A 13,449-nucleotide genomic window follows, 5' to 3' on the forward strand; every position below is an offset into this window, starting at 1 on the left:
CCAACGGAGCCGTTCCGTTGAACAGGACGGCCGGACAGGACGGCTGGACAGGGCGCCGGACAGGACGGCTGGACAGGACACCCGGACAGGACGACGTCCGGCGGACGAACAAGAGGGGCCCGCAGGACAGCGGGCCCCTCTCTTCGTCCTTCGTCATACGTGCTCAGGCGAGCGACCGGCCTATGCCCAGTGCGGCGGTCCGCAGCGCCGCCGCGTGCCCGGCCACATCCATCCGGTAACTGGGCGCCGTGATGGACAGCGCGCCCACCAGACTGGTGCCCTGGGCGAAGACGGGCACGGCGAGGCTGGCGTAACCGAGCCGGATCTCCTCGCTCTCCAGAGCGATCCCGTCCTCGCGTATCCGGTCCAGTTGCGCGCGCAGCCGGCCGGGGGAGACGACCGTGTGCCGGGTGAACGGCTTGAGGCCGCCCCGTACCACGTCGACGAAGAGCGACGCAGGCGAGTGGGCCAGGATCGCCTTGCCCGTCCCCGTGCAGTACAGGGGGAGCCGTCCGGCCACCCGGGACTCGGCGTTCAGCCCGCGGTGCGGGAAGATCTTGTCCAGATAGACGACGTCGAGGCTGTCGTGGATGGCGAAGTGGATGGTCTCCTGGGTGATCAGAAGCAGGTCCTCCAGGTACGGCTGCACGGCCTCGCGCAGGATCCGCTGCCGGTGCACCCGTTGCCCCAGCTCGAACATGCGCAGGCCGAGCCGGTAGTCGCAGCCCTCTCGCTCCAACAGCCCCCAGGCGACCAGCTCCTGGGCGAGCCGGTGCACGGTGGCCTTGGCCACCCCCGACCGGCGCACCAGCTCGGCCAGCGAGAGCGCGTTGTCCTCGGCGGTGAACGCCTCCAGGATCGGACGGACCTTCCCCAGAACGGAGTTCATCGAGTCGGCGACCGCTTCGGCCTCCGGCACGGCGGGCCGGGGGCGGAGCGGGAAGCCGCGGGTCTCTGCGGCCGGCCGGCACCGGTCGGCCGTCGGCACTGTCGGCACTCCGGCCGCGATGCTCATCCGCGCTGCGCCTGCGGCTCCAGCACCGCGACGCCCATCCCGGTGAGCCACTCCGGCATCGGTTCGTAGGCGAGCCGCCGACCGGGCGTGTGGTCGAGCGCGGCGGCCATGAGCAGCCACGTACGCAGCTCCTGCCCGCCGTTGCCCGCCGCCTGCTCCAACTGCTCCGTCGTGCAGGTGCTGAGCCGGTGTGCCTCGCCACGTTCGATCAGGGAGAGGAACTCCTCGTCGAACTCGGGTGTGATGGCCGCCTCCGCGGCCCTGATGATCTCGCGGCGGCGGGGATCGTACTCCTGCCAGTTCTCCCGGCCGTCGAGCCAGGCGCCGACCATGAACTCCTCGTCCTCGCCGTGCGGATCGCGCCAGTCCGGCCACGGAAGACGGTGCGAGAGCCCACCCGAGCCGACCACCGCGACGCGCCGGTCGTGCGGGAAGGCGAGCACCGCGTCGCGGATCGCGCGTCCCAACTGCTCGCACCGCTGGGGCGTCGGCAAGGGATGCGCGAACACGTTCACCACCAGCGGCACGATCTCCACGTCCAGCCCGTCCAGCAAGTACTGGATCGCATGCGACTGCCCGTGGTCGATCTGCAGCCGTGCGGAGAACGCCGTGTCGAAACGCCCGCTTTCCACAAGGGAGTTCGCGATGTGCCGGGCGAGCGGCACGTCCACGGGCTGTGGCCCCTTCGGAGTGCCGGACTCGCCGCTCGCGACGCACTCGCCGACGCCGAGCGTGAAGGCGGGGATCAGGTCGAGCCAGAACCCGCGGAAGTGGTTGGAGCCGACCAGGACGACGGTGTCCGGGCGGGCCTTCGCCAGCGCCTGGCGTGCCTCGCCGAGCGCGTCGCGGAAGCGTTCGGCGCGGTCCTTGTGGCGGGTCTGCTCCCAGTGCGTGTTCATCAACGTGCTGTGGGAGGCCCCCACACCCAGCACGATCTCGGTCATGCCGTTGCTCCTTCCACCTCTTCGCGCGAGCGGGTGACGGTGTCGACAGCCGTGCGGATCAGATGGCGGGTCAGCTGTTCCATGTCCCGTACGGACACGGTGTTCATGCCACGGGAGAAGTCGATGTCGAAGGGAGCCTCGGTGACCTTCGGCATGCCCACCCGCACGGTCGGGATGCCCCGCCCCCGCAGGATGTTCGCGTCGGTCGCGCCGCTGTTGCCGCGGATGATCTCGTGCGCGCGCCCCTCGAATGCCTCCCAGCCCGCCACGGCGCTGCGGAAGATCCAGCTCTCCCGGCTGGTCCGGGTGCCCGGGATGGCCAGGAGCATCTCCACCGTGGCGTCCAGGCCCGGCAGCTCGCGCCGCAACTGTGCCACGGCCGCGGTGAATTCCCGCTTCGCCTGGATCGGCGTCGTGTCCGGGCCGATCCGCAGATCCACCCGCAGGGTGCAGCAGGCCGGCGTCACCGCCGCCATCCGCGGCCAGCCGCCGCGCACCGACGACACGATGCCCTGCGGGGCGACCGTGCCCCGCGTGTGCCGCCCGGCGTATTCGACGAACCACCGCTCCAGATGCCGTACGACGTCGCCGGCGCGATCGATCGCGTTGTCGTACGGGAGGCGGTGGCGCGAGCCCGCGTAGGTGTGGATGCCGTGCACGGTGACCTCGAACCACACCAGGCCCACCTCCTCCCAGGACACCGTCCAGCCGGGCTTGGCGATGATCGCGTAGTCGGTCCACACACCCTGCTCCAGCAGGAACGAACAGCCCACGCCCTGCCCGGTGTTGGCGCGGCCACCGCCCGGGCGGGCATTAGTGGGCATACCACCCGCGCCGAAGGCCGCGACCAGGTCGCCGGTGAGCGGGACGCCGGCCAGCGAGATCGCCTCGGCGGCCATCATCACGCAGGCCGCGTGACCCTTGGGGTTGGAGGCGCCGAGACCGGTCACCAGGTCGTCGTAGACGGTGGCCTGCGGGCGCATGTCCTCCCGCAACTCCGGCCCGATCCACGGCAGGTCCTCGCTCTCCACGCCCACCGTCAGGGTGTCGATGGGCGCGTACAGCATCAGGTCGGGACCGCTGCCGTCGCCGTCGAGCCGGGCCCAGGCGTTGGCCTGGCACCCGTCGATCGGCTGGAGGCCGGCGCGCAGGCCGACGGAGGCCAGCGTGGCGGCGATGTGCTCGGCGAGCGGCCGTTCGTCGCCGGTCGGGCTGGGGATGCCGACCAGGTGCACGACCAACTCGCGCAGCCGCTCGGCGGTGACATGCCGCCATGCCTCCGACACCCAGGCGCGGCGCTGCTCGTCCAGCCCCGCCAGTCCCACCGCGCTCACTGGTTCACCCGGTGGACCTGGGTCATGGTGGTCCGCTCGAAGCGCTTCTTGGCGAGCGGGAGCGCCAGGGCGACGGCGGCCCCGGCGAGTAGCGTGAACAGAGTACGGGCCATGGTCAGGTCTCCTTCGCGGTCTGGGGGTCGGAGTCGGCGGTGGTCGCGGTGACCTCGACGGCTGCGAGCTTTCTGCCGTACTCCTCCTCGCTGAGATTGCGCCAGGCGGTCAGCGAGACGTCGGGCCGGTAGAGCTTCTCCGGGGGCGCGTCGGTCACATCGACCATCCAGGCGTCCTGCCCGGAGAACTGGCCGTGGAACAACCAGCGGACGGCGCCCAGGTACTTGCCGTAGAAGCGGAGGGTCTCCCAGCCCTGGGTGAAGTTGACCATGACGCCGACGTAGCGGTGGCGGTGGTCGTCGACCGGGACGTAGAACTCGTAGTGGATGAAGTTCGGGTACGCGATGCGCAGCACACCCGGCATCGACAGCGAGGCGAATCCCGGGAACTCCTGGGCCTCGATGGTGGGGTCGACCCTGTCCGGCGTGCCGGTGTTGCCGATGTTGAAGGTCTCCTTCGGCGGCTGCTTCTTCCACCAGCGCTTGTTGGTCCAGCGGCCGACGCCCGGGAAGTCGGCCTCCCAGTGAACCTCCTCCTGCACGCGGTAGATCCAGCGGCCCTGCGGCACGATCCTGGTGATGTTCCAGGTGGGCATCGGCTTGAACAGCCGCCAAAGAGCCGTCCGGTGCAGGTACTTGGCGTGCCCCTCGTCGAAGCCGTTCTCGCAGGCGAAGCGCCAGTTGCCGGCGCGCGGCTGGATGCGGCCACCCATCACGAACGCGTTGGAGACCAGCTCCTCGGGCAGCTGCTCGTCAATCGGGTGCGGCTCCTCGGCCGCGACGGGGATGTACACCCACACCATGCCGAGGCGCTCCTCGACCGGGTAGGTGCGCACCCCCAGCTTGCCGGTCAGGCGGCAGCCGGGGCCGTCGGTGATGACCGCGGACAGCTTGCCCGTGGGCAGGTCGAAGGTCCAGCCGTGGTACGGGCAGCTGACCGTGCCACGGAACTGCTGGTCGCCCTCGGACAGCGGGACACCGCGGTGCGGGCAGCGATCGTGCAGTGCGTACGCCCAGCCTCCGTCGCGGATCAGCATGATCTTCTCGCCGCAGATCGTGAACGGGAGCGGCTTGCCGGTGATGTGGGTCGACCAGGTGACCGGGTACCAGTAGCCGCGGAAGCCGGATCCCGCCGCGTCGTAGTGGGGCCAGGACGACCAGTCCTGGCGGCCCGGCCGGTCGGCGGCCCCGCGTCGCGAGCGGGCCGGCGTCCTGGCGGTGGCCTCCTTGCGGTCCGGTGCTTCTTCGCTCGTCGTCATCCTGCCGTGGCCTCCTGTTCCTGCTTCTGCCGGTATGCGGCCACGAGCATCCGCCGCGGCCCGGCCGCCGCCTATGGGACTGTTCCGGTGAACGGACCCGAGCGGCGGTGGACCGCTGAGCGAACCGGCGGCCTTGATCGGCACATGGCCGACGGACACCATCCGCGCATGAACCGCATGACGATCCCCGGCCTTGTCGACGCGGCGGCCACGCAGTTCGGCGACCGGACCTTTCTGCGGACCAGTGGCGTTCGGCGTACCTACGAGGAGACCCGCACGGCCGCGGCCACGATGGCCGGCGCGCTGGCGGCACGGGGCTGTCGGCCGGGGGACCGGGTCGCCGCGCTGCTGCCCAACCGAGTGGAACTGGTCGACCTGATCCTCGGCTGTGCCTGGCTGGGCGCGGTCGTGGTGCCGCTGCACACCGCCCTGCACGGGCGGCTGCTGCGCCATGCACTCCAGGAGGCCGGGCCGCGCTTCCTCTACGCCGAGGGCGAGTCGGCGCAGCGCGCGGCGGATGGCGGGTACGAGGGCCGGGTGTGGGTGCTCGGCGCGGCCGACGCCCCCACGCCCGCAACGGCGGAGGCGGTCGCCCCCTTCACGTCGCAGCCGGGTGACACCGGAGCCGTACTGTTCACCTCCGGCACCACCGGACCCGCACGTGGGGTGCGCTGCCCGCAGGCACAGTTCGTGTGGTGGGGACGGAACGTGGCCGACGCCCTCCGCCTCACCGCCGACGACACCCTCTACACGTGTCTGCCCCTCTTTCACACCAACGCCCTCAACACGCTGCTGCAGGCGATGACGGTGGGGGCGCAAGTGGCGGTCGACGAGCGCTTCTCCGGCTCGCGCTACTGGTCACGCGTGGCCGAGACCAAGGCCACCTGTGTCTACCTCCTGGGCGCGATGGTCCCGATGCTCTTTGCCCGGCCCCCAGCTCCGGGCGAGCGCGCACACCGGGCGTGGCGCGGCCTCGCGCCCGCCACTCCCGGCCCCTTGTGGCACCCGTTCCGGGAGCGTTTCGGCATCACCCTCGTCGACGGGTTCGGCTCCACGGAGACCAACCTGGTCATCGGGCACACACCCGACGACCATCGGCCGGGATTCATGGGAACGGTCCGTGCAGGCTTCCACGCCAAGGTCGTCGGCGCGGACCTCACCCCGGTCCCCGACGGCACACCAGGTGAACTCGTCGTCCGCACCGAGCGGGAATTCGCCTTCGCCACCGGTTACTTGGGGCATCCCAAGGAACCGCCCGGCTCCTGGCGCCGGACCGGGGACCGCGTGGTCCGCGACCCCGACGGCTGGTTCCGTTTCATCGACCGCGTCAAGGACTGCATCCGGCGCCGCGGCGAGAACATCTCCTCGTACGAGGTGGAGACGGCGCTTCGCGCTCACCCCGCGGTCGCCGAGGCGGCCGCGTTCCCGGTCGCTTCCGAACTGGCGGAGGAGGAGGTGATGGTGGCCGTCGTACCGCGTGCGGGGTGCGCGCTCGACCCGGCGGACCTGGCGCGCCACTGTGCGGCGGAGCTGCCCGGGTTCGCGGTGCCCCGGTATGTCGACATCGTCGAGGCGCTGCCGCTCACGGAGACCGGCAAGGTCCGCAAGGCGGCGCTGCGCGAGCGCGGCGTCACGGCCGTGACCTGGGACCGGTGCGGCTCAGTGCGCGGTACTGAGCCGGGTGCCTCGTGACGTGCGCGCCGTTCCCCGCGCCACCGAGGGGCGCGGGGGATATCGGGGTCCGGCTTCGCCGTGTGCAGCGCTACCCGGCTCGGCCGGGGAGGACGACCGCCCGCCCCCGCACCCGGCCGTTCCGCAGCGCCTCCAGCGCGGCCGGGGTGTCGCCGAGCCCGAATGTCTCCACGGGCAGCGTGAGGTCACCGCAGGAGAGCCGTCGCACGAGCTCGCCGGAGACCTCGCGGGCCCGGCGTTCCTGGCGGATCATGTTGACGGGGAAAAGAGCGACGTCGTCGAGGAGCCAGCTGGGCAGGTCGAGTTCGACGCGCGGACCGGCCACGTACCCGATGACGACCGCACGACCGCCCTGCCGCACCCACCGGCTGCGGCCGATCAGGCCCTCGCCGCCGAGCGTGTCGACGAGGAGGGAGGCCGAGCGGGTCTGCGCGAGGTCCTCGGCGTCGGCCGACACCACGGCCCGCGCCCCCTCGGGCACATCGGCCAGTTGATCGGCCCGGCCCACCACGCCGGTCACCCGCGCGCCCGCCGCGAGCGCCTGCTGGACGACCATGGCGCCGACCGCGCCGGCCGCCCCGACGACGATGACCTCCTCGCCCTTGACCACCTCGGCGACGTCGTGCAGCGCGACGTAGGCCGTGGTGGCCGGGACGAAGAAGCCGGCCGCCACGGCCGGTTCGAGCGGAGCCCCCAGCGGGGTGACGGCCTTGCGGCGCACGCTGACCCGCTCCGTCCACGTACCGTCGCGGACGATGCCGAGGCCACCGCCGCGCAGTACGACCTGGGCGCCGGGTGCGAGCCCGGAGTCGTCGTCGGCCTCCAGAACGGTCCCCGCTCCCTCGACGCCTCCGATGTACGGCAGTTGCGGCCTCATGTCGAACTCGCCCGAGGAGACGGTCACATCGAGGTGCCCGACGCCGCCCGCCTCCACCTGGACCAGGACCTCTCCCGGCCCGCGTACGGGTTCGGGCATTTCCTCGACGACCGGTGCGGCGCCCCACGTATGGAACCGGGCCGCCCGCATCAGCCGGCCGCCTTGCTCAGGAAGGCGAGGCTGAGAGCGTTGTACTGCTCGGCCTGCTCGTGCTGCGGCCAGTGCCCGCAGTTCTCCAGCAGCTCCAACTGTGAGCCGCCCACGGCCCGATGGATCGCTGCGGCCTCGGGCACCTCGCCGAACGGGTTCTGGCGGCCCCACACGACCAGCGTCGGCTGGGTGATCCGTTCCAGCTGCTCGGGGAGCAGGAGGTTGCGCCGGCGCCGTTCCATGTCCTGGAGGGAGAGGAGGTTGTCGACGCCCGCGACGAACTCCGGTGTGTGGTAGATCGCGTGCCGGACCTCGACCAGTTCCTCGGTGGCGTCCTTGTCGTCGGCCATGAGCAGCCGCAACCGCTTGCGGGTGAGGTCGATGTCGTCGCTCACGACGGCGTTCTTGGTGCTGGTGCGGATGCGGTGCATGACCTCGGGGTTGGCCACAGTGCCGCCGGAGCACAGCAGTTGGAGGCTGCGCACCCGCTCCGGGTGGTCGATGGCGGCGCGGGCGCCGACCCAGCCGCCGAGGGACTCGCCGACGATGTGGGCGCTGTCGACGTCGACGGCGTCCAGGTAGTCCATGAGGTGGGCGACATAGTCGGCGATCTCGTAGGGCCGGTCGGGTTTGCCGGTGTAGCCGTGGCCGAGCAGGTCGATGGCGTGCACGTCGTACCCGGCGTGCGCGGTGATGTTACGCGCGAAAGCCTCCAGGTGGCCGCTGGTGCCGTGCAGGAAGACGACGGACTGCGCGGCCGGGTCGCCCGCCCGCAGTGTGCGGGTGGTGACGCCCGCGGCATCCACGTACTCGAGGCGGAAGGGGGTGGGGCTGATCTCGGTCCAGATGGTCACGGGCTGGTACTCCGTCCGGGAGTTGGGGAGAGGGCGGGTTCAGGAAGGGGAGGAGCGGTTCAGGAAGGGGAGAAGGCGGTTCAGGAAAAGGAGCCGAGGAAGCCGCTGACCACCGAGTGGTAGGCATCGGGACGCTCCTCCTGGAGGTGGTGGGAGGCGTGGTCCATCACATGCAGACTGCCGCCCGGCACCATGCGCGCGAGCATCAGCGGATAGTCCGGGGTGAGGAACGCGTCCTGCATGCCCCAGATGAAGAGCGTCGGCGCCTGGATCCGGCCCAGTTCCTCCGTCAGGTCCTGCCAGTCGCCGCGCGGCGAGTCGGACATCGCGGCGAGCGCGCGCTCGCCCTCGTCGAGGCTCTGCTCGTAGCGCAGGGTCAGGGTCTCCTCGGGGAGCTTCGCACCGTCGTACCACTCCAGCCTGGTGATCAGTTGGCGCATCTTCTCGCGGGTCGGGCCCTCGCCGCCGTAGTAGACGTCACGGGCCGTGCGGCCGCGGTGCCCGTTCTCGGGGAGCGGGGCGAGGGGGCCGTAGAAGACCGGCATGCTGCCGGTGACGACCAGGGACCGGACCCGGTCCGGGTACTTCGCGGCCAGGTTGAGCGCGATCGTGCCGCCCCAGGAGTTGCACACGAAATCGGCGCGGTCCACGCCGAGGGTGTCGAGCAGGCCGACCGTCCTGGCCGCGTGGTGGTCCCACATCGGCCCCTCGATACGGGACTTCTCCGACCTGCCGTACTGGTGGATGTCGACGAGCAGACAGCGCCGGTCGGCCGCGAACAGCGGGGCGACCGGCCCGAAGTCGCTCCACGCGGTGCAGCCCGGGCCCCCGCCGTGCAGAAAGACCGTGTCGGGCCCGGAGCCCAGATCGTGGTAGTGGTAGCGGATTCCGGCGCCATCCGCGTAGTGGCTCTCCGGTGCTGGTGACATGCCAGTCCTCCTGTACGAGTTGGGCTGTACGGAGTCGAGCCCATCACCGTGCCGGCCCCAGGCCCAGCACGACGGTCCGCTCAGCGAACCTGTACCGGGCGCCCCGGCACCCGAGGCGGGATCCGAGGCGGCACCGACCCTTGCCGACTCGATCGCCCGTCCATGATCAGTGGCCGGTGAAGACCGCTGCGCGCTTGTCCAGGAACGCCTGCAGGCCCTCCGCCGCGTCGGCGGTTCGGGTCAGCTCGGCCACGCCCTTCTCCTCGCGCTCCAGCGCCTGCTCGACGGGCAGCCCGTACCCCTCGTCCACCACGCGCTTGAGCAGGGCGATGGCCGCCGTCGGCTTCGCGGCGAGGAGCCGGGCCCGCTCGGCGACCAGGGCCTCGAACGCGGCGGGTTCCGCGACCACGTCGACGAGTCCCAGTTCCAGGGCCCGCTGCGCCGCAAGCCGTTCACCCTCGATCATCAGCCGTTTCGCCAGATGCGGTCCGACCAGCCGCGGCAGCCGCTGGCTGCCCCCGGCGCCGGGGAACAGACCGAGTCGTATCTCCGGGAACCCGAAGGTGGCCTCGGCGGAGATGATGCGGAGATCGCAGGCCAGCGACAGCTCGGCACCGCCGCCGAGAGCATGTCCGTTGATCGCCGCGACGACCGGTTTCGGTGCTTGCTCGATCAGCCGCTGGACGTCGATCCAGCGCCGCATCTCAGCCTGGTTGCCCGCCGACAGGTCCCGCATCACGGCGATGTCGGCACCGGCGATGAAGAAGCGGCCGGTGCCGGTGATGACGATGCAGCGCACCCGCGGGTCGCCCGCGAGCGACGGCAGGACCGTGCGGAACTCCTCGATCATCGCCGGGTCGACGGCGTTCGCCTTGGGCCGGTCGACCCGGACCGTGGCCACGGCGCCGTCACGGGACACGTCGAGTACGGAGGGTGCCGTCACGATGTTCTCCTTGTTCTTCTCGGTCCCCTTGGTCATTCGGTTACGCCTTTCGCGGCCAGGACGTCGAGTTCGTCGGCGCCCAGGCCGAGCAGCTCATGCAGCACCTGGCGGGTGTGCCGGCCCAGGAGGGGCGCGGGCGCGGTGAGCGCTCCGGGGGTCGCGGCGAGCCGCAAGACGATGCCCTCGTGCCGGACCGGTCCGGCCAGCGGATGCTCAAGCACGGGGTAGAAGCCGCGGGCCGCGAGCTGCTCATCGGATTCCACCAGGTCCTGCCCGGTGGCCACGACCGCCGCCGGAACGCCCTTCGCCTGCAGCAGCGCCGCGAGTTCCCAGGCGTCCGTTGTCCGGGTCCAGGCCGCCAGGGCCGTGTCGATGGCGTCCTCGTGAGCGCGCCGAGCCGCCAGGCCGCCGTCGCGGCACGGCAGGGCGACGAGACCGGTCAGCGCGCGCCACTGCACCTCGTCCGTCACGGAGACGGCCACCCACCGGTCGTCCCCGGCCGCCGGATACACACCGTGCGGCACCGCACTCGGTGACCGGTTCGGGTACGCGGCGGTCCGCGGATCCGGCACGCCCCCGCCGAGCACCGGCTCCAGCACGGCCGGTCCCATGGTCGCGGCCATCGCTTCCAGCTGGGACAGGTCCACCTGTCCGCCGCGCCCCTGCGCGAGCAGGTCGAGCGTGGCGAGCACGGCGGCATTGGCGGCGACCATGTCGCCGAGGCCGAAGGTGAGGCCCTGCGGCGGGCCGCCCGGGTCGCGGGTCTCGCTGGACAGGCCCGACATCGCGGCGAGCGTGTCGGCGAACGTCACGGCCCGGTGCCAGGGGCCGGTCTGTCCGACCCCCGCCATCGACACCAGGATCACCTCGGGATTCAGCTCGCGTAGCGACGCGTAGTCCATGCCCCACCGGGCGAGCACACCCGGGCTGTAGTTCTCCACGACCACGTCGCAGTGCGGCACCAGCCCCCGCAGCAGGTGCCGGCCCTCCCCGGTCCGCAGGTTGAGGGCGACGCTCCGCTTGTTCCGGTTGAAGTTGAGGAAGTACCCGCTGTCGTCGGGGTCGTCACCCGGTCGCAGATGCATGGAGGGGGCGAAACGCGTGGGGTCCGGCCGGTGCTTCGACTCGACCTTGACGATGTCCGCGCCGTGCTCACCGAGCTGCTTCGTGACGTACGGTCCGGCGAGCACCCAGGTCAGGTCCAGCACCCGCACCCCCTGCAAGGCACGGGACTTCGCCGAGGCGCTCCGGCCGCGTGGCTTCGGGTGCCGCCAGGGCCTCTCGGTCCGCGGCACCTCGCGAATCGCCTCCAGCACGAGGGGCCGGGGCAGCCGCGTCCACGGGAAGCCGACGTCCACCACACCGCCCTCGGGCAGCCCGTCGCCGGTGACCGTGACGAGGAAGCCGCGGTCACGCAGCTGCGGGTTGGCCGGCAGCTGCTGCGGCGGTACCACTTCCGCCCAGGGCAGAGCGCGCGCTCGCGCCTCCCGCGCGAGGTCGGCGGCCGGCCACCGCGCCACGAACCGCTGTACGAGCCCGTCGACATGGGGTCGCCCCCGCCAGCGGAAGGCGGCGTCGTTCCAGCGTTCCTCGGCCAGGTCACCGGCTTCGCCGCGCTCCACCAGCCACGCCAACAGGTCGGTCCACATACGGTCGCTGCCCGAGTAGCCGCCGGCCACATATCCGTCGGCCGCGGCGAAGATCCGGTGCGCCACATGCTCGTACACTCCGCCATTGCGTACCGGGAAGCGCCCGGCGTGGATCCAGGCGAGGGCGGCGGTCTCAAGGGTGGCGGCGACGGCCTCCTGAACGGAGATGTCGACCAGTTGTCCCCGCCCCGACACGAGGCCGAGCAGCGCCCCGATCGCCGCCTGCGCTCCGGCCGTCTGGAGTGCCTGCTCGCGTGGCGGCGGCTTCGGCTGCCCGTCGGGCCGCCCACCGAGCCAGGTCATCCCGCCCGCCGACGCCAGAACCAGGTCGTCGCCGACCCAGTCGCGCCGCGGGCCGGTCAGGCCGAAGGGTGTCACCACCACGTGCACGGCATGCGGCCACCGGGACGTGCTGTCGTCAGCACGCAGCCCGCGCAACCGTGCGGCGGGTCCGCTTTCGAGAATGATGTCGGCGCCTCGCGCCAGCTCGTCGAGCCCGTCCTCCCCGGACACCTCCACCCAGCGTTTCCCCGCGTGCCAGTGCACCGCGGCCGCGGGATCCAAGTCCGCGCCCGGCTCGATCCGTACCACGTCCGCGCCCAGGCCCACGAGCAACCGTGCACTCTGATAGGCCAGTTCATCGGTCAGATCGAGCACGCGCAGCGGCGACGGGTCTGTTCCCACTTCGGCTCCTTCCCCTCCTCTGCGGGCGGAGCCTCACGATCACCTCCCCGGGTGCCGGGCGGCCAGATACCTGTTCCGCTCACCGAACCCGCGGCTCCGGGTCTCCGGTGAGCCCCCTGGCGATGCCGGCCGCCGTAGTACGCAGCATGGGCAGCAGGCGCTCCACCGAGACCTCGGACACCGGCCCGGTGGCCGACACCGCCGCGTGCACGCCCCCGTCGGGGTGCACCACGGGCACGGCGAGACTGGCGTATCCGGTCCTGACCTCCCCGACCTCGTGGGCGAAGCGCCGGCGCTGCACTGCGATCAACTGCCGGTTGAGCGCGCCCGCGGACTTCACCGACCGGTCGGTCAGCGTCGGAAGGCCGACGCCGGCCGCGAGTCGCCCGATGTGCCGGTGGCCGTCCGGGCACAGGGCGAGCAGCACCTTTCCCGTCGCCGTGCAGGACGCCGGCAACCTGCCGCCGAGCTGGGAATGCGTGTGCACGTTCGCCCCTCCGGCGATCTTTTCGAGGAAGAGAACATGGGTTCCGTCGAGCACCGCGAGATGGATCGTGGCCCGGGTGCGCGTGAACAGGTCGGTGAGCAGTGGGCGCGCGACGGAGCGCAGCACCGCGGAGGCGGGAACGCGCTGGCCGAGCTGGAAGAGCCGCATACCGAGCTGGTACGTCTCCTCCTGCCGGTCGAGCAGACCCCATTGCACCAGCTCCTGAGCGAGGCGGTAGGCCGACGCCTTCGGCACCCCCGATCGTCGGCTCAGCTCGCTCAGGCGCAGCCGGACCGCACCCGATTCGAACGCGGCGAGTAGCAGTTGTGCCTTGCCCAGCACGGAATTGGGAAGTGTGACGTCCTCGTCGGCATACAACCCCATCAGCGTGCCTCCTTCTCCTGGCTAGGTGCCATTGGAAAGGCAGCAGGTGCACATTGCATAGAGGGATGACAGGGTGAACATCGGGAATATGGACGCCCTCCGGACGCCCTGGCGATCTGATCACGCCGGGACCGT

11 protein-coding genes are annotated in these 13,449 nt (G+C 71.5%); 1 reads left to right on the plus strand and 10 read right to left on the minus strand.

Going from position 1 to position 13,449, the window contains the following annotated elements; genetic code table 11:
• Positions 1-163 precede the first annotated feature (163 nt).
• From ABT245_RS37195 to ABT245_RS37210, 4 genes are all read right to left on the minus strand, one after another.
• Entirely contained in the window at positions 164-1,015 is an 852-nt protein-coding gene (locus tag ABT245_RS37195) for an IclR family transcriptional regulator (protein ID WP_351742845.1), read from the minus strand.
• The gene (locus ABT245_RS37200) at positions 1,012-1,959 is read right to left on the minus strand and encodes a DODA-type extradiol aromatic ring-opening family dioxygenase (protein ID WP_351742848.1); all 948 of its coding nucleotides are present in this window, start codon (positions 1,957-1,959) and stop codon (positions 1,012-1,014) included. Before ABT245_RS37200 ends, ABT245_RS37195 begins: the two co-directional genes overlap by 4 nt.
• Positions 1,956-3,293: a M20 family metallopeptidase gene (locus ABT245_RS37205; RefSeq protein WP_351742851.1), complete on the minus strand. Its 1,338-nt coding sequence runs from the start codon at positions 3,291-3,293 to the stop codon at positions 1,956-1,958. Before ABT245_RS37205 ends, ABT245_RS37200 begins: the two co-directional genes overlap by 4 nt.
• 115 nt (positions 3,294-3,408) lie before the next feature.
• Complete coding sequence (locus tag ABT245_RS37210) at positions 3,409-4,665, minus strand: Rieske 2Fe-2S domain-containing protein (protein WP_351742854.1); 1,257 nt, start codon at positions 4,663-4,665, stop codon at positions 3,409-3,411.
• Positions 4,666-4,833: 168 nt separating this feature from the next.
• Here ABT245_RS37210 and ABT245_RS37215 point away from each other — a divergent pair, with 168 nt between their 5' ends.
• Positions 4,834-6,357 carry an AMP-binding protein gene (locus tag ABT245_RS37215; RefSeq protein WP_351742857.1) on the plus strand — a complete coding sequence of 508 codons (1,524 nt, stop codon included), beginning with the start codon at positions 4,834-4,836 and terminating at the stop codon, positions 6,355-6,357.
• Between the two features lie 70 nt (positions 6,358-6,427).
• On the opposite strand, the gene ABT245_RS37220 is transcribed toward ABT245_RS37215, so the two are convergent.
• The 6 genes from ABT245_RS37220 to ABT245_RS37245 form a co-directional block, all read right to left on the minus strand.
• Positions 6,428-7,384: a quinone oxidoreductase family protein gene (locus tag ABT245_RS37220; protein WP_351742860.1), complete on the minus strand. Its 957-nt coding sequence runs from the start codon at positions 7,382-7,384 to the stop codon at positions 6,428-6,430.
• The gene (locus tag ABT245_RS37225) at positions 7,384-8,238 is read right to left on the minus strand and encodes an alpha/beta fold hydrolase (protein WP_351742863.1); all 855 of its coding nucleotides are present in this window, start codon (positions 8,236-8,238) and stop codon (positions 7,384-7,386) included. Before ABT245_RS37225 ends, ABT245_RS37220 begins: the two co-directional genes overlap by 1 nt.
• An 80-nt stretch (positions 8,239-8,318) precedes the next feature.
• The gene (locus ABT245_RS37230; RefSeq protein ID WP_351742866.1) at positions 8,319-9,167 is read right to left on the minus strand and encodes an alpha/beta fold hydrolase; all 849 of its coding nucleotides are present in this window, start codon (positions 9,165-9,167) and stop codon (positions 8,319-8,321) included.
• Between the two features lie 166 nt (positions 9,168-9,333).
• Positions 9,334-10,146, minus strand: a complete 813-nt coding sequence (locus ABT245_RS37235; RefSeq protein WP_351742869.1) for an enoyl-CoA hydratase/isomerase family protein — start codon at positions 10,144-10,146, stop codon at positions 9,334-9,336.
• Positions 10,143-12,443, minus strand: coding sequence for a CaiB/BaiF CoA-transferase family protein (locus ABT245_RS37240; protein ID WP_351742872.1), 2,301 nt, complete (start codon positions 12,441-12,443; stop codon positions 10,143-10,145). Before ABT245_RS37240 ends, ABT245_RS37235 begins: the two co-directional genes overlap by 4 nt.
• Before the next feature lie 79 nt (positions 12,444-12,522).
• Positions 12,523-13,314 (minus strand): IclR family transcriptional regulator, encoded by a 792-nt coding sequence (locus ABT245_RS37245; RefSeq protein WP_351742875.1) that lies wholly within the window; start codon positions 13,312-13,314, stop codon positions 12,523-12,525.
• Positions 13,315-13,449 lie beyond the last annotated feature (135 nt).

Origin of the sequence: Streptomyces sp. NPDC001508 (assembly GCF_040298665.1) — a bacterium.
GTDB lineage: Bacteria > Actinomycetota > Actinomycetes > Streptomycetales > Streptomycetaceae > Streptomyces.